The following is a 20,941-nucleotide window of genomic DNA, read 5'->3' as shown; positions in this document are numbered from 1 at the left end:
ATGCCCGCATGGCCCGGCCGGTGATCTTCGATCTGTTCCACACCCTGGTCCACGGGGCCGACGCCGAGCGCGACCGGGTGGTCGGCGAGATGGCGCTCGTCGTCGGGGTGCCGCCGGACGCGCTGGTCGCCGCGTACCACGCGACGTGGCGGGACCGGCTGGTCCGCTGGGACGTCGAGGAGACGATCCGGATCCTCGCCGGCCGGCTCGGCGGCACGCCGAGCGACGAGCAGGTGAGCCGGGCCGCCGAGCACCGTCGGGCGCTCGCGCGCCGGGTGCTGGGCCGCGTCTCGCCCGCCGTCCTGGACGTGCTCGACGCGCTGCGCGCGAGCCGGCGTCCGCTCGCCCTGATCAGCAACGCGACCGCCGAGACCGCCGAGGCGTGGCCCGGGACCCCCCTGGCCCACCGCTTCGACATCGCGGTCTTCTCCAGCGACGTCGGGCTGGCCAAGCCCGACCCGGCGATCTACCGCCACGCGGCCGAGCGGCTGGGCGTCGCCCCGGGCGACTGCGTCTACGTCGGCGACGGCGCGGACGGCGAGCTGGCCGGGGCCGCCGCGGTCGGGATGACCGTGCTGCGGACCACTGAGCACCAGGACACCGACCCGGGTTGGGACGGGCCCTCGTTCGCGAGCCTGACCGCACTGCCCGCCCTGCTCAGCGGATCGCTCCCAGGTCGAGCACGACCAGCTCCGCCTCCGTCGTACGCAGGGTGAGCACCTCGGGGTCGTAGTCGAACAGCTGGAGAAGGTGGGGACCCGCGTCGCCGTCGAAGCCCTCGGGAAGGGCCCGCACCGTCGCCGCCGCCCGGCCGGTGTCCCGGTCCCAGACGACGGTGGCCTCACCGGCCGGCACGTTCACGCCAGCCACCACCACCCGGCCGCCGGCGGTCGCCTGCAACGTGCCCCGGTACGGCAGCCGCACCAGGCCGCTGCCGTCGCGTTCCTGCAACCCCAGCCGGCCGTCGGCGTCCCGCCCGCTGCACCAGGCCGGATTGCACTGCACGTACCGGAGATCGGGGTTCGCCCGCCAGTCCAGCCGCTGCCCGGTCGCCAGGTTGCGCAGCACACCCGCGTCGCGGGCCGTCAGGCCGGTGCCGAGTCGCTGGTCGGTGGTCCAGGGACCCACGTACGTCAGGCTGAGCCCCTCACTGCCGGCGATCTGGGTCACCCGGCCGCCGGCCAGCGACACCGACCGCAGGTCGACCAGTGGGCCGCCCGGGCGCTCCGCGGTGCCCGGCGCCTCGTACTCCCAGACCACCCGGTCCCCGACCACCGTGAAGCGCGGCGCCTGCACGGTGGTCAGCAGCCGCGCGGCCCCGCCGTCGAGCGGCGCCGCCCACAGCTCCCGCCCCCAGCGGTTCTTCCGGGTGCCTTCGAGCAGCCAGATCACCTGTCCGCCCACCCTCCGGACCATCAGGACGCTCGGCCGCACCAGCCCGTCGGTCACCGCCGCGTCGCCGATCTCGGTGAGCGTGCCGCCGCGGACGTCGAAGATCGCGGGGGTGGCCACGTCGACGAAGCCGTCCCGGGCCACCAGGTAGCGGTCCTCGCCGAGCAGGGCGGCGACGCCGTAGCGGTGGCCGTCCGGCAGGGTCGCCGGCAGCGTGTGCACCGAGCCCGGCCACACCTGCCCGGGCTCGGGCAGCCGGGCGAAGTCGGGGATCCGGTCCGGCGCGAACGAGTGACCGGGAGCGGGGCGGGGGTCGGGCCCGGACGGATGCCGCACCGTCACACCGGCCGCTCCGGTCAGCATCAGGACCGCCGCCGCGACCGCGGCCACCCGCCGGCGTCGGTGGCGACGCCGGCGGACGTGGACCGCCCCGACCGGGTCGTACGCCGGCACCGGGGCGGCCTCCGCCGCCCGGTCCAGGGTCGCGGTCAGCCGTTGCTCAAGCTCGTCGGTCATCCTCGCCTCCCGGCTGTCGGCTGGTGGTGCGGGGCCGCGTTCGCGCGCAGCTTGTCGAGGGCACGGGCGGCCTGGCTGCGCACGGTGCCCCGGGAGATCCCGAGCAGCTCCGCGATCTCGTCGTCCGACCGGTGCTCGTAGTAGCGCAGCACCAGGACCGCGCGCTGCCGCGGCGGCAACGCCGCCACGGCCGGCCACAGCTCGTCCGACGCGTCGACCCGTTCGATCGCCGGATCGACCACCGGCCGGTCGGGCACGTCCGGCACCAGCCGCTCCCGACGGGTACGCCGCCACCGGCTGATGTGCAGCCGCGCCATCGTGGTCCGGACGTACGCCTCGGGGTTGTCCCGGCGCTGCACCCGGTCCCACGCCGCACCGAGCCGGGCGAGCGCCTCCTGTGTCAGGTCGGCCGCGTCGTGCGGGTTCGCGGTGAGCACGTACCCGTAGCGGACGAGCGCCGCCCACCGTGCCCGGACGAACTCCTCGAACGCCGGTTCGGCACCAGCCATCGGCCACCTCCTGCCACCGGGACGCCCGGGCGGTGTGGACTGTTGCACCGCCACGGCGGCCGGCGCTCGCGGCGTCGAACGGGGACGGGAAGAAAGCGGTGCGAAGGGGTCCGGCCACGGGCGGTTGATCGATTCACCTGGCATTGTTGACAGATGCCAGCGATGATCCGATCCCGCCTGACCGATTGGACCACGGTCGTACCCCTGGTCGCCGTGCTCCTGCTCGTGCTCACGTGGGGCCGGGAGCTGCCCGGTGTGCTCATCGGCGTGGTGGCCGCACTGCTCGCGGCCGCCGTGCTGGCGGCCGTGCACCACGCGGAGGTGGTGGCCCACAAGGTTGGTGAGCCGTACGGCTCACTCGTGCTGGCGGTCGCGGTCACCGTGATCGAGGTCGGTCTGATCGTCACCCTGATGATCAGCGGTGGGGACAAGACGCAGGCGCTGGCCCGGGACACCGTCTTCGCCGCCGTGATGATCACCTGCAACGGCATCCTCGGTCTGGCCCTGCTGCTCGGCGCGCTGCGCCGTCAGGTGGCGGTGTTCAACCCGGAGGGCACCGGCGGGGCCCTGGCGACGGTGGCCACCCTCGCCACGCTCAGCCTGGTGGTGCCGACGTTCACCACCAGCCGTCCCGGTCCGGAGTTCTCCCCCGCCCAGCTCGCCTTCGCGGCGGTCGCCTCGCTGGCTCTCTACCTGCTCTTCGTGATGGTGCAGACCGGCCGGCACCGCGACTACTTCCTCCCGGTCACCCAGGAGGGCAGCATCATGGCCGAGGACCGCGACGGCGACGGGCACGCCGAACCGCCGTCCACGCGTACCGCCCTGGCCAGCCTGGCGCTGCTGGTCGTGGCGCTGGTCGCGGTGGTCGGCGACGCGAAGACCATCTCCCCGGCGATCGAGTCCGCCGTCCAGGCGGCCAACCTGCCGCAGGCGTTCGTCGGCGTGGTCATCGCCCTGCTGGTGTTGGCGCCGGAGACGCTGGCCGCCGCCCGGGCGGCCCGACGGGACCGGGTGCAGATCAGCCTCAACCTCGCCCTCGGTTCGGCCATGGCCAGCATCGGCCTGACCATCCCGGCCATCGCGATCGCCTCGATCTGGCTGGACGGCCCGCTGCTGCTGGGCCTGGGCGGCACCCAGATGACGTTGCTCGCGCTGACCGCGGTGACCGGCGTGCTGACCGTGGTGCCCGGGCGCGCCACCGTGCTCCAGGGCGGGGTGCACCTGGTGCTGCTCGCCGCGTTCGTCTTCCTGGCCGCCAGCCCGTGACCGGGTCGGCCGGTCAGTCGTGCAGTTCGGTGCGGGCCACCTCGGCGAACGCCGCGTTCAGGTAGTCGGCGAACGGGCGTCCGGTGACCGTGAGCAGGTCGGCCACGAGCAGCGGGGCGTGCCGGGCGACGGCCGCCGGGTCGGGCGGGTTCTCGTCGTCGCCCGGGTCGTAGACGCCGAGCGCGCCGGCCAGCAGCACCAGCAGCACGTGCGGGTCGACCTCGGGCCACCACGTGGCGGCCGACCGGGCGCAGCGCTCCAGGACCTGACGCACGTCGTCGCCGTCCAACCCGTCCGGGTGCCCCTCCTCCAGCAGCAGGCGCACCGCGCCGCCGAGCACCAGCCCGGCCCGGTCGGCCACGGCGAGTCGTTCGACGGCCGGGCGGTACGCGGCCGCGTCCCGGTCCCGGGCGGCGGCGACCGCGTCCGTGGCGGTCTCGGCGATCTCGCGGGCCGGGGCGGGCAGGTGGCGCCAGGTCGTGCTCACCGGGCCAGCATGGCAGACCGGGTGTGCTTGCTCACCTTCCGGCTCCGCGACCGTGGTGGGCGCGGGGTAAACGGGTCGCGGCCGTCGTACCCGCCGCACAGAATCCAGCCATGCTGCGCCGCGCCCTGCCCGCCCGTCCCGAAGCCCGCCGGATCCTGGTCGGCACGCTGCTCTCCGCGGTCGGGCGCGGCCTCACCCTGCCGTTCCTGTTCATCTACCTGACCGACGTACGCGGGCTGACCGACGCCCGGGCGGGTCTGGTGATCGGCTGGTTCGGCGCGGTGACGTTGGCGCTCTCTCCGCTGGGCGGGACGCTGATCGACCGGTTCGGCGCCCGGCGGGTGGTGCTGCCGTGCCTGGTGGTCGAGGCGGTCGGCACCGGGTCGCTGGCGCTGGTCGACTCGACCGCCTCCGCGTTCGGGGTGATGACCCTGGTCGCGGTCGGCAGTTCGGCGATCTGGGCCGGGCAGAACACCATCCTGGCGTCGCTCACCGGTGACGGTGAGCGACAGCGTGTCTTCGGGTTGAACTTCGCCCTGCTCAACCTCGGCATCGGCGTCGGCGGCCTGATCTCCGGCGCGGTGGTCGACGTGGCCCGGCCGGCCACGTTCCAAGCGATCTACGTGCTGGACGCGGTGAGCTATCTGACCCCCGCCCTGATCCTGCTCACCCTGCCCCACGTCGGCCGTCGCCCGGCCACGACCGCGGTCCCGGAGGGCGGCGTCACCCCGGTCAGCGGTGGCTACCTGACGGTGTTGCGGGACCGGCCGTTCCGCCGGCTGGTCGTCTTCGGCCTGGTGCTCACCACCTGCGGGTACGCGCAGATCGAGGTGGGCTTCGCCGCGTACTCGGTGCGGGTGGTGGAGGTGACACCCCGCGTGGTGGCCTGGGCGCTGGCCGCAAACACCGTGATGATCGTGCTCTCCCAGCTGCTGGTGCTCCGCCGGCTGGAGGGGCACAGCCGCACCGCCGCGCTGGCGACGGTCGGCGCGGTCTTCGCGGGCGCCTGGCTGGTGCTCGGTGCGGCCGGTGTGGTCGGCGGTGGCAACGCGTTGCTCGCGGCGCTCGGCGTGGTGGCCTGCTCGGCGATCTTCGGGTTCGGCGAGACGATGCTGTCGCCGGTGATGCCGGCCCTGACCAACGCGCTGGCCACCGACGAGCTGCGCGGTCGCTACAACGCGATGAGCTCGATGATCTTCGGGATCAGCGGGGTCGTCGGCCCGGTCACCGCCGGACCGTTGATCGGCGCGGCCGACGGGCGGGTCTGGGTGGCCGTCGTGGTAGGCGGCTGCCTGGTCGCCTCACTGCTCGCGCTGTCGCTGCGCCCCCTGCTCACCCCCGCGCAGGACGGCCGCCCGGCGCGGGACCCCGAGCCAGTGCCGGCGGCCTGACCTCCCCAGGCTCATCGACCAAGGCGTTCGCGTCACGCTTCGGCACCCTCCCCGACGCGAACTCCTTGACCGGCACGGACGGCAACGGGCCCCGGAGCAGCGCTCCGGGGCCCGTTGGCGGTGCGGTGCCGTCAGGCGGCGGGAACCTCCGCGGTGGTCCGGATCCGGTCCAGCGCCGGCGCGGACACCGGCGACTTCTCGGTCAGGTACGCGGTGAAGGCGTCCAGGTCGATCTGACCGGTCACCGCGTTGGTGCCTCCGGTCAGGACGCTGAAGCCGTCGCCGCCACCGGCGAGGAAGTTGTTCACCGTGACCCGGTAGGTCGCGGTGTCGGTCACCGGGGTGCCGTTGATGGTGAGGCTGCCCCGGACCACCCGGGTGCCGGCGCACGGGGTGCCGGCCGGCGCGGTGGTGCCGTTGACGTCGACGACGTAGTTCACGGTCGAGGACGCGTAGAGCACCCGGGCCACGGTGAACTGCTGCTCCAGCATGCAGTAGAGCTGGGCGCCGGTCAGGTCCAGCGTCACCAGGTTGTTGGCGAACGGCTGGACGGTGAACGCCTCGGCGTAGGTGACCGGGCCGGCGTCGAGGTCGGCGCGGACACCACCGGGGTTCATGAACGCGGCGACCGCGTTCTGCTCGGTGTCGGTCGCGGCGAGCTGGGCGTCCGCGATCAGGTTGCCCAGCGGCGACTCACCGGTCTGGTACGTCGGCTTGCCGTTCGCGTCGACCCCGGTCTGGTACAGGTTCTCCTGGGTCTTGGTGATCGCGGTGGTGGTCTCGCCGACCACCCGGTCGGCCACCGGGCCGAGGGCGGTCTTGTACCGGTTGATCAGCTCGGTCGAGGCCGGGTCCTTCTCGACGGTCCGGGTGACCACGACGTTGTTGGCCGACGCGCTGATGACGTCCCGGGTACGCGGGTCGATCTTCAGGTTGATGTCGGTGACCAGGCGGCCGAACGAGCTGGCGCTGGTGACCAGCTTGCCGTTGATGTTGCAGTTGTACGCGGCGTGGGTGTGCCCGCTGACGATCACGTCGATGGACGGGTCCATCCGGTTGGCGATGTCGACGATCGGGCCGCTGAACCCGGTGCAGTCGTTGATGCCGCCACCGTTCTGCACACCGCCCTCGTGCAGCAGCACGACGATGCTCTTGACGCCGAGCAGCCGCAGGATCTTGGCGTACTTGTTGGCGGTGTCGGCCTCGTCGGTGAAGCGCAGGCCGGCGACGCCCTGCTGGCTGACGATGTTCGGGGTGCCCTCCAGGGTCATCCCGATGAAACCGATCGGCACACCCTTGACGATCTTGATGCCGAACGGCTGCATCAGCGGCAGGCCGGTCTTGGTCTTGAAGGCGTTCGCCGAGAGGTACTTGAACGTGGCGCCCTCGAACGGGGTGCCGTCGGCGCAGCCGTCCACCGGGTGGCAGCCACCGCGCTGCATCCGCAGCAGCTCGGCCGCGCCCTCGTCGAACTCGTGGTTGCCGACGCTGGCGAACTCGAGCCCGGCGAGGTTCATCTCTTCGATGGTGGGCTCGTCGTGGAACGCGGCGGAGAGCAGCGGCGAGGCGCCGATCAGGTCGCCGGCGGCGACCGTGACCGTGCCCTTGCCCTGCTGCTGGGCTGCCGCGCGCATGGCCTTCAGGTGGCTGGCCAGGTATTCCGCACCACCGGCGGGCTGACCGTCGATGACGCCGCTGGACCCGCTCGGCGGCTCCAGATTGCCGTGGAAGTCGTTGATCGCGAGCAGCTGGACGTCGACCGGCTTCGAGTGGGCCTCGGCCTGGTCGGGGGTGACGGCGACCGCGCTGAACGCGGTCACGGCGAGTGCGGCCAGGCCGACGGCGGCCCGGCGGCGCATCCCGGGGACGGACATGGAACTCCTCGTGAGATACCGGCGCGTGGTGTCCGGACGATGGTTCGCCCGGTGACCCTGATCCGTGCCGTGACAGGGGTCGATCGCGGAAGGCGGCACTCGGGGGAACGCCGCCCCGCCGGGGGTAGCTTCTCATCCACCGGCCCGCAGGTCGACCGGGGCGTCATCCGGAATCCTCGCCCCGCTGGGCGACCCGTACCGGTCTGCCCGACGAGTCCGACATGACGGTCAGGTGAATTCCCGCACGGGGCACGCTGTCGGTCGCAGCGACACCCAGGGCGCCGGCCCCCAGGGACCAGGGAGCCGGCGCCGTCGCTCATGTCACGCGGAAACCGTTGCGCTGGCAACCTTGCTTACCGGAAAAACTCCCGCCGGACCACCCGTCGCGAGCCGAACGGTCGTTCACACCGGACGGACCGGCACCCGAACCGAACTGTCCGAACTCGACTCACCGTCGGAGGGAGGTCCCCCGCCGGCCACCACGCGCAGCGCCGACCGGCTCCACCGACCGGCGACCCCGGGCCGGCCCGCCAGGTAGTCGACGGTCCGCGCGACGTCCCAGCCGTGCGCCTCCCGCAGCCCGCGCGCCAGCATGCCGAGGTAGACCGGCGCCGGCCGGGTCCACGGCACGTCCACCGCCCGGTGCGGGGCGGTGAACGTGAGCATCGGCAGGCCGTCGCGGGTGCCGACCCGCAGCAGCGTCTCGTAACGGCCCGACCCGAGCGTGGCCCGGCCGGTGGTGATCGCCGCGCGGATGCCGGCCAAGTCGGCGCCCGGCGGCCGGTACATCTCCTGCGCCGCGATGTCGGCGAACTGTTCGACCGTCACCAGGTAGCCGCGCGCCGCCGCCCGGCCGGGCAACCCCGGGTCGTAGAACGCCATCCCGCCGGTCCAGGCCCGGGACTCACCGGCGAAGTAGACGCCGCCGGGGATCAGCGCCGCGACCGTCCGCTCCGGTGGTCGGCAGTCCCGGCAGCCCGGGTACGTGCGCAGCCCGCCCGGCGGACGCCCGCCGCGCAGGTACCAGTCGAGCCGCGACGCGTGCAGGTTGGAGCCGTACGCGACATACCAGAGGAGCGGCACGGCGGTCAGAACCAGCAGGTCCGCCCCGCGGCGTGGCTCACCTGGACGGTGTGCGTGACGCAGCCACCGTCGGCCACCCGGTGCAGCAGGAACGCGGTCGGCTCGGCGACCAGGCCGATCTCCTCCTCGTCGGTCATGGTCAGGCTCGCCTGCACCCAGGTGCTCGGCGCGGTGGTCAGCACCGTGCCGGCGAACGCGCTGGTCACCGGGCGGTGCAGGTGACCCGCGGCGACGCGTACGACGTGGGGGTGCCGCGCGACCACGGCGGCGAGCGCGTCCCCGTCGGCGAGCCGGATCGCGTCGGCGGCCGGGATGCCCACCGCGATCGGCGGATGGTGCAGGCACACGACGGCGGGCGCCTCCGGACGGCCGGCGAGCACGCCGTCGAGCCAGTCGAGCTGCTCGTCGCCGAGCCGCCCGTCGGAGCTGCCCGCGGTGAGCGAGTCGAGCACCACGAGCGTGGCGTCCGGATGGTCGACGTGGTAGTGCGCGGAGAACCCGCCGGCCAGGTGGGGGGTGCCGCCGAACGTGTCGAGCAGCGACTCGCGGTCGTCGTGGTTGCCGGTGGCCAGGTGGACGGGCAACGGGAGCGCCCGACGATCTCGCGGAGGGCGAGGTACTCGTCCGGCCGACCGTTGTTGGTGAGGTCGCCGGTGATCACCACGCAGTCGGGCCGGGGACGCAGGGCGAGCACCGACCCGAGCGCCCGGTGCAGCCCGGAGGCCGGCTCGGCGGCGAGCGGACCGGTGGTCACGTGCGGGTCGCTGAGCTGGGCGATGAGCATCGGCGCCTCCTCGGAGCCCGGGGCCTCCACGCTATCGCCGGCGGGCCGCGCCGCGCAGGCCCGCCCGGTACCCACAGGCCGCGTCCACAGCCTGTGGATAGCACATGTGTACGAAGGTCGACGGCCGCCGCGCTGAGTACATTTGATCGCACCCGACCCCCTCCGAGCAGGAACGACGTGGATCACGAGCGAGTTCTCCGCGACGTCACGGCACGCCTTCCCACGGCGTCGACCGTGCCGGAGGCGTGCCAGTGGACGGCCGCCGCGCTCGCCCGGCACACCCCGGCGACCGCGACGATCCTGCTCCGGGTCCACGACCGGCTCCGGTGCGTCGCGGCGACCGGCGCCTGGCAGGTCTTCTCGCACGTCCCGGCGACGACCGACGGGACGCCGGCCCACCACCGGCCCGAGCCGTCCGTGGTGCGGCGGGTCTACGCCTCCGGGGAGACCGCCGCCGTGCCCGACGTGGCCGCCGACCCCGACTACCTCCCGGTCCGGCCGGACGTCACCGCGGAGCTCTGCGTGCCGGTACGCGACCCGGACGGCCACCCGATCGGCGTGCTCGACCTGCAGTGGAGCGAACCGGTCGGGCTCACGCCGTGGCGGGAGACCGCCGAGCGGCTGGCCGACCGGCTCGGCGCCCGGATCGCGGCGCTCGGCGGCCCGCCGGCCGAGAGCCGCAGCGAGAAGCTGCTCCGGCACGCTGCCGCGTTCACCGCCGCGCCGACGGACTGGGACCTGACGACCGCCGCGATCGCCGCCGCCCGGGACGTGTCCGCGCTCGCCGCGGCCGTGCTGGTGCTCACCGGGCGGCGCGGGCCCCGGTTGAACGCGCCCACCGACACCCCCGGTGAGCTGGAGGCGCGGATCCGGGCCGAGCTGGGTGAGGCCGGGCCGGTCGCGCTGGACCGGATGATCGACCGTGCCCACCGGTACGGCTCGGCGTACACGCTGGGCGAGGCGGGGCACCCGCCGACCGAGGAGTATCTGCCGCTGACCCGGGCCGGCGCGCGCACGCTGGTGGCGGTGCCGGTCGGCACGCCGACCGCCGGCGGGGTGCTGCTGGTCGCCGACGAGCGGCTGCTGCGCCCCGACCCGACCACCGTCAACCTGATCGAGTTGCTGGCCGGGCAGGCGTGGACCTGCCGGGACCGGCTGCGCACGCTGGCGCGGCTGCGCGAGCAGGCCAACTCCGATCCGCTCACCGGCCTCCGGCACACCGGCCCGTTCGGGCAGCGGATCGCCAGCGCCACGCCGGGGCGTACCGCCCTGCTGGCGATCGACGTGGACGGGTTCAAGGACGTCAACGACACGTACGGCCACCAGGCCGGCGACCGGCTGCTGGTGGGGCTGGCCCGGGCGCTGGAGGGCGCGCTGCGGCAGGGCGACGAGCTGTACCGGACCGGGGGCGACGAGTTCGTCGCGGTGATCGAGGTGAGCCGCCCGGAGGAGGCGGTCCGGATCGCCGAGCGGTTGACCGAGGCGGCCCGGCGTACCGGTCGGACGATCAGCGTCGGCGTCGCGCTGCCCCGCCCCGGCGAGACCCCCGAGCGCACCCTCCACCGCGCCGACCAGGCCCTCTACGCGGTCAAACGCCACGGCCGAGACGGCATCCACCTCTCCGCCGCCTGACCACCGCCCCCACCCCCACCCGCCGTCGATCTTGCGGTTCCGGCCCCTGATGCGCGGCATATGTCCACGATGCCCGGGCACGAAGTGCAAGATCGCGCAGGAAGCGGGGGCAGGTCAGGGGGTCAGGGGGTGAGGGCCTTGGCGAGGAGTTCGGCGATCTGGGCGGTGTTGAGGGCGGCGCCCTTGCGGAGGTTGTCGCCGGTCACGAAGAGGTCCAGGGCTCTGGGGTCGTCCACGGCGCGGCGGATGCGGCCCACCCAGGACGGGTCGGTGCCGACCGCGTCGATCGGCATCGGGAACTCCCCGGCCGCCGGGTCGTCGACCAGGATCACGCCCGGCGCGTTGCGCAGCACCTCGCGGGCGCCCTCGGCGTCCACCTCGGTGGCGAAGACCGCGTGCACGGCGACCGAGTGACCGGTCACCACGGGCACCCGGACGCAGGTGGCGGAGATCTTCAGGTCGGGCAGCCCGAGGATCTTGCGCGACTCGTTGCGGAGCTTCATCTCCTCGGAGGACCAGCCGCCGTCGGCCAGCGAGCCGGCCCACGGCACCACGTTCAGCGCCAACGGCGCCGGGAACGGGCCCAGCTCGTCGCCGACCGCCTGGCGCACGTCGCCGGCGCGGGACCCGAGCACCCGGTCCCCGGCGATCTTGCCGAGCTGGAGGTGCAGCGCGTCCACCCCGGCCTGCCCCGCCCCGGACACCGCCTGGTACGAGGCGAGGACCAGCTCGCGCAGGCCGTACTCGCGGTGCAGCGGGGCGATCGCCACGATCATCGCCAGGGTGGTGCAGTTGGCGTTGGCGATGATCCCCTTCGGCCGGTTGCGCACCTGCTCGGGGTTGATCTCGGGGACCACCAGCGGCACGTCCCGGTCCATCCGGAACGCGCCGGAGTTGTCCACCACCACCGCGCCGCGCGCCACCGCGACCGGCGCCCACTCGGCCGCCACGTCGTCCGGCACGTCGAACATCGCCACGTCGACACCGTCGAACGCGTCGGCGGTGAGCGCCTGGACGGTCAGCTCCTCACCCCGGCACAGGATGCGGCGACCGGCCGACCGTTCGGAGGCGAGCAACCGGATCTCGCCCCACACGTTGCGGCGGGAGGAGAGGATCTGGCACATCACCGTGCCGACGGCACCTGTCGCCCCGACCACGGCGAGGGTGGGTAACGACGCCATCCGCGCTACCGCCCGGTGCCGGCGTAGACGACGGCTTCGGTGTCACCACCCAGCTCGAAGGCGTCGTGGATGGCCCGGACCGCCTTGTCGAGGTCGGTGTCCCGGCAGACCACGGAGACCCGGATCTCCGAGGTGGAGATCATCTCGATGTTCACCCCGGCGGTGCCGAGCGCGGCGAAGAACCCGGCGGCGACACCCGGGTGCGAGCGCATGCCGGCGCCGATCAGCGAGACCTTGCCGACGTGGTCGTCGTAGAGCAGGCCCTTGAACTTGACCGACTCCTGGATCTTGCTGAGCGCGGCCATCGCGGTCGGGCCGTCCGCCTTGGGCAGCGTGAACGAGATGTCGGTGCGGCCGGTGCCCTCGGTGGACACGTTCTGCACGATCATGTCGATGTTGATCTCGGCGCCGGCCACGGTGTCGAAGATCCGCGCGGCGGCGCCCGGCTCGTCCGGCACGCCGACGATGGTGATCTTCGCCTCGCTGCGGTCGTGGGCGACCCCGGTGATCAGTGCCTGTTCCACAGGAAGGTCCTCCATCGATCCGGTGACCATCGTGCCGGTGTTGGTCGAGTATGACGAACGGACGTGGATCGGCAAGCCCGCGCGCCGGGCGTACTCGACGCTGCGCAGGTGCAGCACCTTCGCGCCGCAGGCGGCCAGCTCCAGCATCTCCTCGTAGGTGATCTGCTTGATGTGCCGGGCGTTCGGCACGATCCGCGGGTCGGCGGAGAAGATGCCGTCCACGTCGGTGTAGATCTCGCAGACGTCGGCGTGGAGCGCGGCGGCGAGCGCCACGGCGGTGGTGTCGGAGCCGCCCCGACCGAGCGTGGTGACGTCCTTGGTGTCCTGCGAGACGCCCTGGAAACCGGCGACGATGACCACCGCGCCCTCGTCCAGCGCGCCCTTGAGCCGCCCCGGGGTCACGTCGATGATCCGGGCCCGGCCGTGCACCGAGGTGGTGATCACGCCGGCCTGGGAACCGGTGAACGAGCGGGCCTCGTACCCCAGGTTGTGGATGGCCATGGCGAGCAGCGCCATGGAGATCCGCTCCCCGGCGGTGAGCAGCATGTCCAGCTCGCGGCCCGGCGGCAACGGGCTGACCTGGTTGGCCAGGTCGAGCAGCTCGTCGGTGGTGTCGCCCATGGCGGAGACCACCACGACCACGTCGTCGCCCGCCTTGCGGGCCGCCACGATGCGCTCGGCCACCCGCTTGATCCGCTCGGCGTTGGCGACGGAGGACCCGCCGTACTTCTGCACCACGAGTGCCACGACGGTGCACTCCCTCCCAGCGACGACCCTGAGCGTGCCGACGCCGCCGGGCGTTTCGTCCGGCGGCGTGTGTCAGACCTCCTCAGGGTATCGGGCGGGCCACGACGCCGGGTCGGGTGATCCCACCATCCGGCCCCGGCGTGGGGCGGCTCACCAGCCCCGCGGACCACGGACACGCCAAGCGGTACAGCCGTACGGTGGGCTGACCCGGGCCACCACCAGCCAGCAGAATGGGCCGGTGCACGCTCATCGACGCGCGGTTCCGAGGCGGACCGGCGTACTCGCGCTCCTCCTGCCGACGGTGCTGGCCGGATGCGGGGCCGACCCGCCGGCGGTGACCCCGACGGGCGACGCCGACCCGGTCCCGGTGCAGGTCGACGCCGCCCGCGACGAACTGGCCGGGGTGGCCGCCGCCGCGCAGGACCGACACTTCACCGCCACGTACGCCTTCACTCCCACCGGGGGCACTCCCCGCACCGTCGCGGTGACCAGCGCCGACGACGGCAGCTGGCGGGTCGACGTGCCCGGCTGGGCGCACGACGGCACGGTGGACGTCTCGCTCGCCGCCACCTCCGACGGGCTGTTCCAGTGCGTTCTCCCCTCCGCCGGCAGGGCGGAGCCGGCCTCCTGCGTACGTCTCGGCGACGCCGACGACGCGGTGCCCCGCCGGCTGGACCCCCGGGTGCAGCACCCGTTCACCGACTGGCTGGAGGTGCTCACCGACCGGCGGGCCCCGCTGGCGGTCTCCCCCGCCGCTGCGCCGACCGGCGTCACCGGCAGGTGCTATGCCGTCGACTCGACCTCGGCCTCGATGAACGCCCCGCTGGACGTCGGCATCTACTGCTACCGGGAGGACGGCACCCCGGTGGCGGTCCGCGCCGCGTTCGGCACGCTCACGCTGACCGGTGAGCCGGGCCCCGCGCCGGCGACGGTGGAGCTGGCCGGTGCGGTGGGCTACAGCGAACCGGTCGGCCGGGACGCGCCGGAGCCGACAACGTCGTAGCGCTTTGTCCGTTACGGGTGCCCTTGACCACATCTGGCGACCCCCGGGCGGCCCGATGACACACCCCTCGGGAAGTCTGTCCCCATGGCCGACCTGACCCCGCTGCTCGCCTTCCGGTGGAGCCCGCGCGCCTTCGACCCCGACGCGCGGCTGAGCACCGACGAGGAGGCCACCCTGCTGGAGGCCGCCCGGTGGGCCCCCTCCGCGGGCAACGCCCAGCCGTGGCGGTTCGCGCTCGGACACCGGCAGGACGAGACCTGGAAGCACATCCTGGTCGGCCTGCCCGACGCCGACCAGGGCTGGGCCCGGCACGCCGCCGCCCTGCTGCTCGCCGCGCACGCCGGTGACGACCCCGAGCGGAGCGCCTACGACCTGGGCCAGGCGGTCGCCCACCTCACCGTGCAGGCCACCGCGCTGGGCCTGCACGTACGCCAGCTCACCCGGCTCGACCGGCCCCGCCTCGCCACCGAGCTGGACCTGCCCGACGACGTCCGGCCGCTGGTGGTGGTCGCCGTCGGCCGCCTCGGCGACCCGGCCACACTCCCGCCCGACCTGTACGCCCGGGAGACCGCGCTGCGCCGCCGACGCCCCCTGCCCGCCCTGCTGCTGCGCTGAGCCTCGGACGATCGACCGTCGTGGCGCCGGCGACCGGCGATGCCGGGTCAGACGCCGCGGGGGGCTCGGAGCAGAGCCGCCCCGACGTCGGTGTTGCGATAGAGCACGTGCCGCCCGACCCGGCAGCGGGCGACCAGCCCGGCCGCGTGCAGCGCGGTGAGGTGCTGGGAGACGTTTCCCGCCGACATCCCGGTCAGCCGGGCCAGGTCGGTCGTGGTCACCGCCGAGTCGAGCAGGTGCAGCAGCGCGGCCCGGCCGGGGCCCAGCACCCTGGCCAGCGGGTCGCCGGGCGGCGGTGTGGCCGCCTCCCAGAGCGTCCCGACCGCCCGGACCGGATACGCCCCGGCCGGCAACGAGTCCTCCAGCAGGTTCCACAGCACCCGCCGGTCGGTGAACACCGTCGGGTTGAGCGCCAACCCGCGACCACGCAGGTCGAAGTCCCGCTCGAACGGATCGTCGCTGACCAACCGGTCGCCGAGCCAGCGCAGGCTCGGGTGGAGCTGCCCGAAGAACCGGCCGGCGCCGCTCTCGGCGAGCTGGGCCGCGCGGTACGTCACGTCGGCGTCGAGCAGCGCGCGCATCCGCGGCCAGTCCGGGGCGATCGCCTCGTCGTACCAGACCCGCACCGCGTCGACGAGCTGCGGCAGCAGCCCACGGGGGTCGGCGAGCAGCGCCAGCCCGAACGGACTCAGCGGCCGGCGCGGGGTGGTCGCCATCAGGTCCCGGACCACCACGGCCGGCGGCGTCGCCGCGATCTGGTCGAGCTGCTCGGCCATCTCCACGTTCGGGCGGGCCGCCGGGGTGAGGAAGTCGGGCAACGGGCAACCGCGCCAGGTCAGCTCCGTCAGCGGTCGGACCCGGGTGGCGACCTCGGGACGGCGCAGGGTCACCCGCGCGCGGTCGATCCAGGGCAGGTGCACCGGATAGCGGACCGGGTCGGCCAGCGCCCACATGCTCATGACCGTCTCGTTGACCGGCGACACGGCGAGCCGCACACCCGCCACGTCCGCCAGGCTGAAGCGCAACTCGGACACAGGCACCCCCGGAGCAGGATTCGGCCCAGCCTAAAAGGCTCGACCGGTCTCGTGGGGGGACGGTTCACTTCCGAGCCATGGGGGCCAGAGACACCATCCGTACCGCCGTCCGAAACGTCGTACCGCCGGCCGGGCTGACCCGCGCGCTGGCCGTGCAGGCCATGGTCGGAGCCGTCGGCAGCGGCCTGTTCCACGCCGGCAGCGCCGTCTTCTTCACCCGGGCCCTCGGGCTCAGCGCCGCCCAGGTCGGGCTGGGCCTGTCCATCGCGGCAGGCGTGTCGCTGCTCGGCACGGTGCCGCTCGGCGGGCTCACCGACCGGTACGGGCCGCAGCGGGTCTGGGTGGTCGGGCTGGTGCTGAACGCCGCACTCTTCGCGACGTACCCGTTCGTGGGCGGCTTCGCGGGCTTCCTCGCCGTGGTGGTGGCGCTGGCGGCGGTGGACGCGTCGACCGGGGTGGCCCGTCAGGTCTACTCGATCAACGCGCTCCCGCCGGCCGAACGGGTCACCGCGATGGCGTACCAGCGGTCGTCGTTGAACGTCGGCTTCGGGCTGGGCGCGGTGATCAGCGGCCTGGTGCTGGCGGTGGACACGATCGAGGCGTACCGGGGAATGGTCTGGTTCATCGCGACGGTCTTCCTGGTCACGGCCCTTTTCATTCGACGACTGCCCCGACTGCCGCAGGTGGCCCGGCCGGTGGAGCCGATGGGTCGGCTCGCCGTACTGCGGGACCGGCCGTTCATGGCGGTGTCCCTGCTGTCCGGGCTGCTCACCGCGCACGGGGTGCTCTACCTGACGGTCATGCCGCTCTGGATCCTCACCCACACCGACGCCCCGAAGACCGTGATCGCCGCCCTGGTGCTGCTCAACACGGTCCTGATCGTGCTGCTCCAGGTACGCGTCAGCCGAGGCTCCGACACCGCCGCGGGCGCGGCGCGGGCGTCCCGCCGCGGTGGCCTGCTGATCGCGCTCTTCTGTCTGGTCCTGCCAATCTCCGGGGTCACCCGGGGCACGCTCACCGTGGTGGTGCTGGTGGCCGCCGCGACGCTGCTGATCCTGGCCGAGCTGATCGAGTCGGCGGGCACCTGGGGGCTCACCGCCACCCTTCCGCCGGACGACCAGCGCGGCGCGTACGTGGGGGCGCTGCGGCTCGGCGAGCAGGTGCAATACCTGATCGCGCCGGCGGGGCTGACCGCGCTCGGTGTGACGACCGGCGGCTGGGGCTGGTATCCGACGGCGGCGATCTTCGTGCTGGTCGGGTCGGCGATCGTGCCGGCGGTGGCCTGGGCGGAGCGGACGCCCCGGCTGGGCGGAGTGCCGGGGTCCACCGAAGCGGTGACTCCGGTCCCATAGTCCGGACCAACCTTCCCACCACCCGTCCCACCACGTAGGGTGACCCTGTCATGTGGCAGGCGTACCTTCTCCTTGGCTGCCGCGACGAGGCCTGACCGGCCGGCACCTCGTCGCGGAGTTGAACCGCGCCGTCCAGCACATCCGATCTTCATCTCGGCACCGCCGCGCACCGTCGCCCGGCATCTCGCCGACACCGTCCGATCTGCTGACGCCACATGTTCCAGGGAGCACTCCGAGATGGCTCAACCTGTCACCGAGACCGATCCGTTCGCCCGCCAGCGGCCCAGCCGGATGCCGGTCCACCGTTACCTCCCGTACGACCGGCAGTTCCGGGTCGACCTGCCCGACCGCGCCTGGCCCACCCGCCGCGTCGAGACCGCGCCCCGCTGGTGCGCGGTGGACCTCCGCGACGGCAACCAGGCGCTGATCGACCCGATGTCGCCGGAGCGCAAGCGCCGGATGTTCCAGCTCCTGGTGCAGATGGGCTACAAGGAGATCGAGGTCGGCTTCCCGTCGGCCAGCCAGACCGACTACGACTTCGTGCGGCAGCTGATCGAGCAGGACCTGATTCCCGAGGACGTCACCATCCAGGTGCTGACCCAGTGCCGGGAGCACCTGATCGAGCGGACCTTCGAGTCGCTGCGCGGCGCCCGCCGGGCCATCGTGCACTTCTACAACTCGACCTCGACGCTGCAGCGCCGGGTGGTCTTCGGCCTGGACCGCGACGGCATCACCGACATCGCCACCCAGGGCGCGCGGCTCTGCCAGAAGTACGCGGAGATCCACACCCCGGACACCGACATCCACTACGAGTACTCGCCGGAGTCCTACACCGGCACCGAGCTGGAGTACGCGCTGGAGGTCTGCGCGGCGGTGATCGAGGTCGTCGACCCCACCCCGGACCGGAAGCTGATCGTCAACCTGCCGGCCACCGTCGAGATGGCGATGCCCAACGTCTACGCCGACTCGATCGAGTGGATGCACCGGCACCTGCCCCGACGGGACAGCCTGTCGCTGAGCCTGCACCCGCACAACGACCGGGGCACCGGCGTGGCCGCCGCCGAGCTGGGCCTGCTGGCCGGCGCCGACCGGATCGAGGGCTGCCTGTTCGGCAACGGCGAGCGCACCGGCAACGTCGACCTGGTGACGCTCGGCCTGAACATGTTCTCCCAGGGCATCGACCCGATGATCGACTTCTCGAACATCGACGAGGTCAAGCGCGCCGTCGAATACTGCAACCAGCTGCCGGTGCACGAGCGCCACCCGTACGCGGGCGACCTGGTCTACACCGCGTTCTCCGGCTCCCACCAGGACGCGATCAACAAGGGCTTCGCCGCGCTGCACGCCGACGCGGCGGCGGCCGGGGTGCCGGAGGACGAGTTCACCTGGGCCGTGCCCTACCTGCCGATCGACCCGAAGGACCTGGGCCGCACCTACGAGGCGGTCATCCGGGTCAACTCGCAGTCCGGCAAGGGCGGCGTCGCGTACATCATGAAGAGCGAGCACCAGCTCGACCTGCCGCGCCGCCTCCAGATCGAGTTCTCCGGCGTGGTCCAGGAGGTCACCGACCACGACGGCGGCGAGGTAGAGCCGGGCACCATGTGGGAGATCTTCGCCCGCAACTACCTGGTCGACCACCAGGTCGACCCGGCGGTCACGCTGGCCGGCTACACCATCGGCACCGTCGACGGCAAGGTCGAGATCGACGCCCGGGTCGGCGTCGACGGCGAGACCCGGCCGCTCACCGCCGTCGGCAACGGCCCGATCGACGCCTACGTCAACGCGTTGCAGTCGCTGGGCGTGGCCGTACGCGTGCTCGACTACCACGAGCACGCGCTGTCCTCCGGCGGTGACGCGCAGGCCGCCGCGTACGTGGAGTGCGAGGTGGACGGCCGCACGGTGTGGGGTGGCGGGGTGGACGCCAACATCGTCACCGCCTCGATCAAGGCGGTCACCAGCGCCGTCAACCGCACCCGCGCCTGAGGTGCAAGGAAGGGCCCCTTCTTAACGCTTCGTGCAGAGGAAGGGGCCCTTCTTAACACCCCCGCACCCTTCGGGCGTCGGTGTTAACAAGGGGCCCCTCCTCTACCGGAGGCGTTAAGAGGGGGCCCTTCCTTTCACCGGGCGGTGGATGAGCACCACGGCGAGCAGGGCGCCGCCCAGCAGCAGCCCCGCGCACCACGCCATCGCCCCCCGGTACGCGTCGGCCAACGCGCCCTTCTGCTCGTACCCGGTGCCGGAGAGTCCGACCAGCAGCGGCAACGCGGCCACCGCGAGCAGGCCGCCGGCGCGGGAGGCGGCGTTGTTGAAGCCGCTGGCCACCCCGGCGAACCGGTCCGCCACGGCGCCCAGCACCGACGTGGTCAGCGGGGCGACCACCAGGGTGAGCCCGGCCCCGAACAGCGCCACGCCGGGCAGCACGTCCACCCAGTACGAGGCGCCCGGCCCGACCCGGCGCAGCAGCAGCAGGCCCGCCGCGGCGACCACCGGACCGACGGTGAGCGGCAGCCGGGGCCCGATCCGCGCGGACAGCGCGCCGGCCCGGGGCGAGCCGACCAGCAGCAGCAGCGTCATCGGCACCGTGGCCAGGCCGGTGAGCAGCGCCGACCAGCCGACCACGTTCTGCAGGTAGACGGCGAGGAAGAAGGTGAACCCGCCGAGCGCCGCGTACACCACCACGGTGAAGACGTTGAGCACCGAGAAGAGCCGGCTGGAGAACAGCCCGGTGGGCAGCATCGCGGTGTCCCCGCGCCGCCGCTCGACGAGCACGAACACCACCACCGCGACCACCCCGACCACCGCGGCGGCCAGCACCGCCGGGGAGGCGCCCTGCGCCGGGGCGTCGATCAGCGCGTACGTGACGCCGCCGAGCGCCAGCGCGCCGAGCAGCGCGCCGGCCACGTCGAACCCCCGCCCTCCCCCGGTACGCGAGACCGCCTCGTCCCGGCTCTCCGGCACCCAGCGCATCGCGGCGAGCACCACGCCCACGGCCAGTGGCAGGTTGACGAAGAAGATCCACCGCCAGGAGAGCGTGTCGATCAGCCAGCCGCCGAGCAGCGGCCCGAGTGCGGTGGACACACCGGACAGGCCGGACCAGGTGCCGATCGCCTTGCCCCGGTCGTCGGGATGGAAGCTGGCCTGGAGCACGGAGAGCGAGCCGGGGGTGAGCAGCGCCCCGCCCGCGCCCTGGAGGAACCGGGCGGCGACGAGCCAGCCGGTGCCCTGGGCCAGCCCGCAGAGCACCGACGCGACGGCGAACCAGGCCACCCCGATCAGGAAGACCCGTCGCCGGCCGAACCGGTCGCCCAACGCGCCGCCGAGCAGCACGAACGCGGCCAGCATCAGCAGGTAGCCGTTGACGGTCCACTGCAGACCGGCCACCGTGGCGTCCAGCTCCGCGCCGAGGCGCGGCAGCGCGACGTTGACCACGGTGCTGTCCAGGAACACCATGCCGGAGGCGAGGATCGCGGCGAGCAGGGTGCCACGCCCGGCAGCCGAGCCGGTACGCAGTGCGGGAGCGGGTGCGGTCACGGCTATCCACTCTGCCCCGC

Annotated in this window: 18 protein-coding genes; 8 read left to right on the top strand and 10 right to left on the bottom strand. The window is 73.4% G+C overall.

Annotated elements, in window-relative coordinates; genetic code table 11:
* Nucleotides 1-8 precede the first annotated feature (8 nt).
* The gene (locus tag GA0070622_RS03585) at nucleotides 9-716 is read left to right on the top strand and encodes an HAD family hydrolase (RefSeq protein ID WP_091568506.1); all 708 of its coding nucleotides are present in this window, start codon (nucleotides 9-11) and stop codon (nucleotides 714-716) included.
* On the opposite strand, the gene GA0070622_RS03580 is transcribed toward GA0070622_RS03585, so the two are convergent.
* Both GA0070622_RS03580 and GA0070622_RS03575 read right to left on the bottom strand, forming a co-directional pair.
* Nucleotides 658-1,908 (bottom strand): hypothetical protein, encoded by a 1,251-nt coding sequence (locus GA0070622_RS03580; protein WP_091568503.1) that lies wholly within the window; start codon nucleotides 1,906-1,908, stop codon nucleotides 658-660. The genes GA0070622_RS03585 and GA0070622_RS03580 overlap by 59 nt on opposite strands.
* Nucleotides 1,905-2,417 carry a SigE family RNA polymerase sigma factor gene (locus GA0070622_RS03575; protein ID WP_091568499.1) on the bottom strand — a complete coding sequence of 171 codons (513 nt, stop codon included), beginning with the start codon at nucleotides 2,415-2,417 and terminating at the stop codon, nucleotides 1,905-1,907. Before GA0070622_RS03575 ends, GA0070622_RS03580 begins: the two co-directional genes overlap by 4 nt.
* 162 nt (nucleotides 2,418-2,579) lie before the next feature.
* Between GA0070622_RS03575 and GA0070622_RS03570 the strand changes: the two genes are divergently transcribed.
* Nucleotides 2,580-3,683 carry a calcium:cation antiporter gene (locus GA0070622_RS03570; protein WP_091568496.1) on the top strand — a complete coding sequence of 368 codons (1,104 nt, stop codon included), beginning with the start codon at nucleotides 2,580-2,582 and terminating at the stop codon, nucleotides 3,681-3,683.
* Nucleotides 3,684-3,696: 13 nt separating this feature from the next.
* Here the strand turns inward: GA0070622_RS03570 and GA0070622_RS03565 are convergent, their stop codons facing one another.
* On the bottom strand, nucleotides 3,697-4,170 hold the full coding sequence (locus GA0070622_RS03565) for a hypothetical protein (protein WP_091568493.1): 474 nt from the start codon (nucleotides 4,168-4,170) through the stop codon (nucleotides 3,697-3,699).
* 110 nt (nucleotides 4,171-4,280) lie between these two features.
* Here GA0070622_RS03565 and GA0070622_RS03560 point away from each other — a divergent pair, with 110 nt between their 5' ends.
* Nucleotides 4,281-5,561: an MFS transporter gene (locus GA0070622_RS03560; protein WP_091568490.1), complete on the top strand. Its 1,281-nt coding sequence runs from the start codon at nucleotides 4,281-4,283 to the stop codon at nucleotides 5,559-5,561.
* Nucleotides 5,562-5,692: 131 nt separating this feature from the next.
* Here the strand turns inward: GA0070622_RS03560 and GA0070622_RS03555 are convergent, their stop codons facing one another.
* The 3 genes from GA0070622_RS03555 to GA0070622_RS03545 form a co-directional block, all read right to left on the bottom strand.
* Complete coding sequence (locus tag GA0070622_RS03555) at nucleotides 5,693-7,435, bottom strand: bifunctional metallophosphatase/5'-nucleotidase (RefSeq protein WP_091568486.1); 1,743 nt, start codon at nucleotides 7,433-7,435, stop codon at nucleotides 5,693-5,695.
* 402 nt (nucleotides 7,436-7,837) lie between these two features.
* Nucleotides 7,838-8,518 (bottom strand): histone deacetylase, encoded by a 681-nt coding sequence (locus GA0070622_RS03550; protein ID WP_091568483.1) that lies wholly within the window; start codon nucleotides 8,516-8,518, stop codon nucleotides 7,838-7,840.
* 5 nt (nucleotides 8,519-8,523) lie between these two features.
* Nucleotides 8,524-9,102: a metallophosphoesterase gene (locus GA0070622_RS03545; RefSeq protein ID WP_245666117.1), complete on the bottom strand. Its 579-nt coding sequence runs from the start codon at nucleotides 9,100-9,102 to the stop codon at nucleotides 8,524-8,526.
* Nucleotides 9,103-9,479: 377 nt separating this feature from the next.
* Between GA0070622_RS03545 and GA0070622_RS03540 the strand changes: the two genes are divergently transcribed.
* On the top strand, nucleotides 9,480-10,934 hold the full coding sequence (locus GA0070622_RS03540; RefSeq protein WP_091568479.1) for a GGDEF domain-containing protein: 1,455 nt from the start codon (nucleotides 9,480-9,482) through the stop codon (nucleotides 10,932-10,934).
* Nucleotides 10,935-11,056: 122 nt separating this feature from the next.
* Here the strand turns inward: GA0070622_RS03540 and GA0070622_RS03535 are convergent, their stop codons facing one another.
* Nucleotides 11,057-12,115: an aspartate-semialdehyde dehydrogenase gene (locus GA0070622_RS03535; RefSeq protein WP_091568476.1), complete on the bottom strand. Its 1,059-nt coding sequence runs from the start codon at nucleotides 12,113-12,115 to the stop codon at nucleotides 11,057-11,059.
* A gap of 5 nt (nucleotides 12,116-12,120) precedes the next feature.
* Nucleotides 12,121-13,386: an aspartate kinase gene (locus GA0070622_RS03530; protein WP_091568473.1), complete on the bottom strand. Its 1,266-nt coding sequence runs from the start codon at nucleotides 13,384-13,386 to the stop codon at nucleotides 12,121-12,123.
* Nucleotides 13,387-13,624: 238 nt separating this feature from the next.
* Here GA0070622_RS03530 and GA0070622_RS03525 point away from each other — a divergent pair, with 238 nt between their 5' ends.
* Nucleotides 13,625-14,389, top strand: a complete 765-nt coding sequence (locus GA0070622_RS03525; protein ID WP_091568468.1) for a hypothetical protein — start codon at nucleotides 13,625-13,627, stop codon at nucleotides 14,387-14,389.
* 84 nt (nucleotides 14,390-14,473) lie between these two features.
* Nucleotides 14,474-15,004: a nitroreductase family protein gene (locus tag GA0070622_RS03520; protein ID WP_091568465.1), complete on the top strand. Its 531-nt coding sequence runs from the start codon at nucleotides 14,474-14,476 to the stop codon at nucleotides 15,002-15,004.
* Between the two features lie 47 nt (nucleotides 15,005-15,051).
* Here the strand turns inward: GA0070622_RS03520 and GA0070622_RS03515 are convergent, their stop codons facing one another.
* Nucleotides 15,052-16,038, bottom strand: a complete 987-nt coding sequence (locus GA0070622_RS03515; protein ID WP_091568460.1) for an ArsR/SmtB family transcription factor — start codon at nucleotides 16,036-16,038, stop codon at nucleotides 15,052-15,054.
* Nucleotides 16,039-16,115: 77 nt separating this feature from the next.
* Between GA0070622_RS03515 and GA0070622_RS03510 the strand changes: the two genes are divergently transcribed.
* Nucleotides 16,116-17,390 carry an MFS transporter gene (locus GA0070622_RS03510; RefSeq protein ID WP_091568454.1) on the top strand — a complete coding sequence of 425 codons (1,275 nt, stop codon included), beginning with the start codon at nucleotides 16,116-16,118 and terminating at the stop codon, nucleotides 17,388-17,390.
* A 237-nt stretch (nucleotides 17,391-17,627) separates the two neighbouring features.
* Nucleotides 17,628-19,373 carry a 2-isopropylmalate synthase gene (gene leuA, locus GA0070622_RS03505; RefSeq protein ID WP_091568451.1) on the top strand — a complete coding sequence of 582 codons (1,746 nt, stop codon included), beginning with the start codon at nucleotides 17,628-17,630 and terminating at the stop codon, nucleotides 19,371-19,373.
* 114 nt (nucleotides 19,374-19,487) lie between these two features.
* On the opposite strand, the gene GA0070622_RS03500 is transcribed toward leuA, so the two are convergent.
* Nucleotides 19,488-20,921 carry an MFS transporter gene (locus GA0070622_RS03500; RefSeq protein ID WP_091568446.1) on the bottom strand — a complete coding sequence of 478 codons (1,434 nt, stop codon included), beginning with the start codon at nucleotides 20,919-20,921 and terminating at the stop codon, nucleotides 19,488-19,490.
* Between the last annotated feature and the right edge of the window lie 20 nt (nucleotides 20,922-20,941).

The sequence above is a fragment of the Micromonospora sediminicola genome, from assembly GCF_900089585.1.
Lineage (GTDB): Bacteria > Actinomycetota > Actinomycetes > Mycobacteriales > Micromonosporaceae > Micromonospora > Micromonospora sediminicola.
This window is presented reverse-complemented; position numbering and strand designations above follow the sequence as displayed.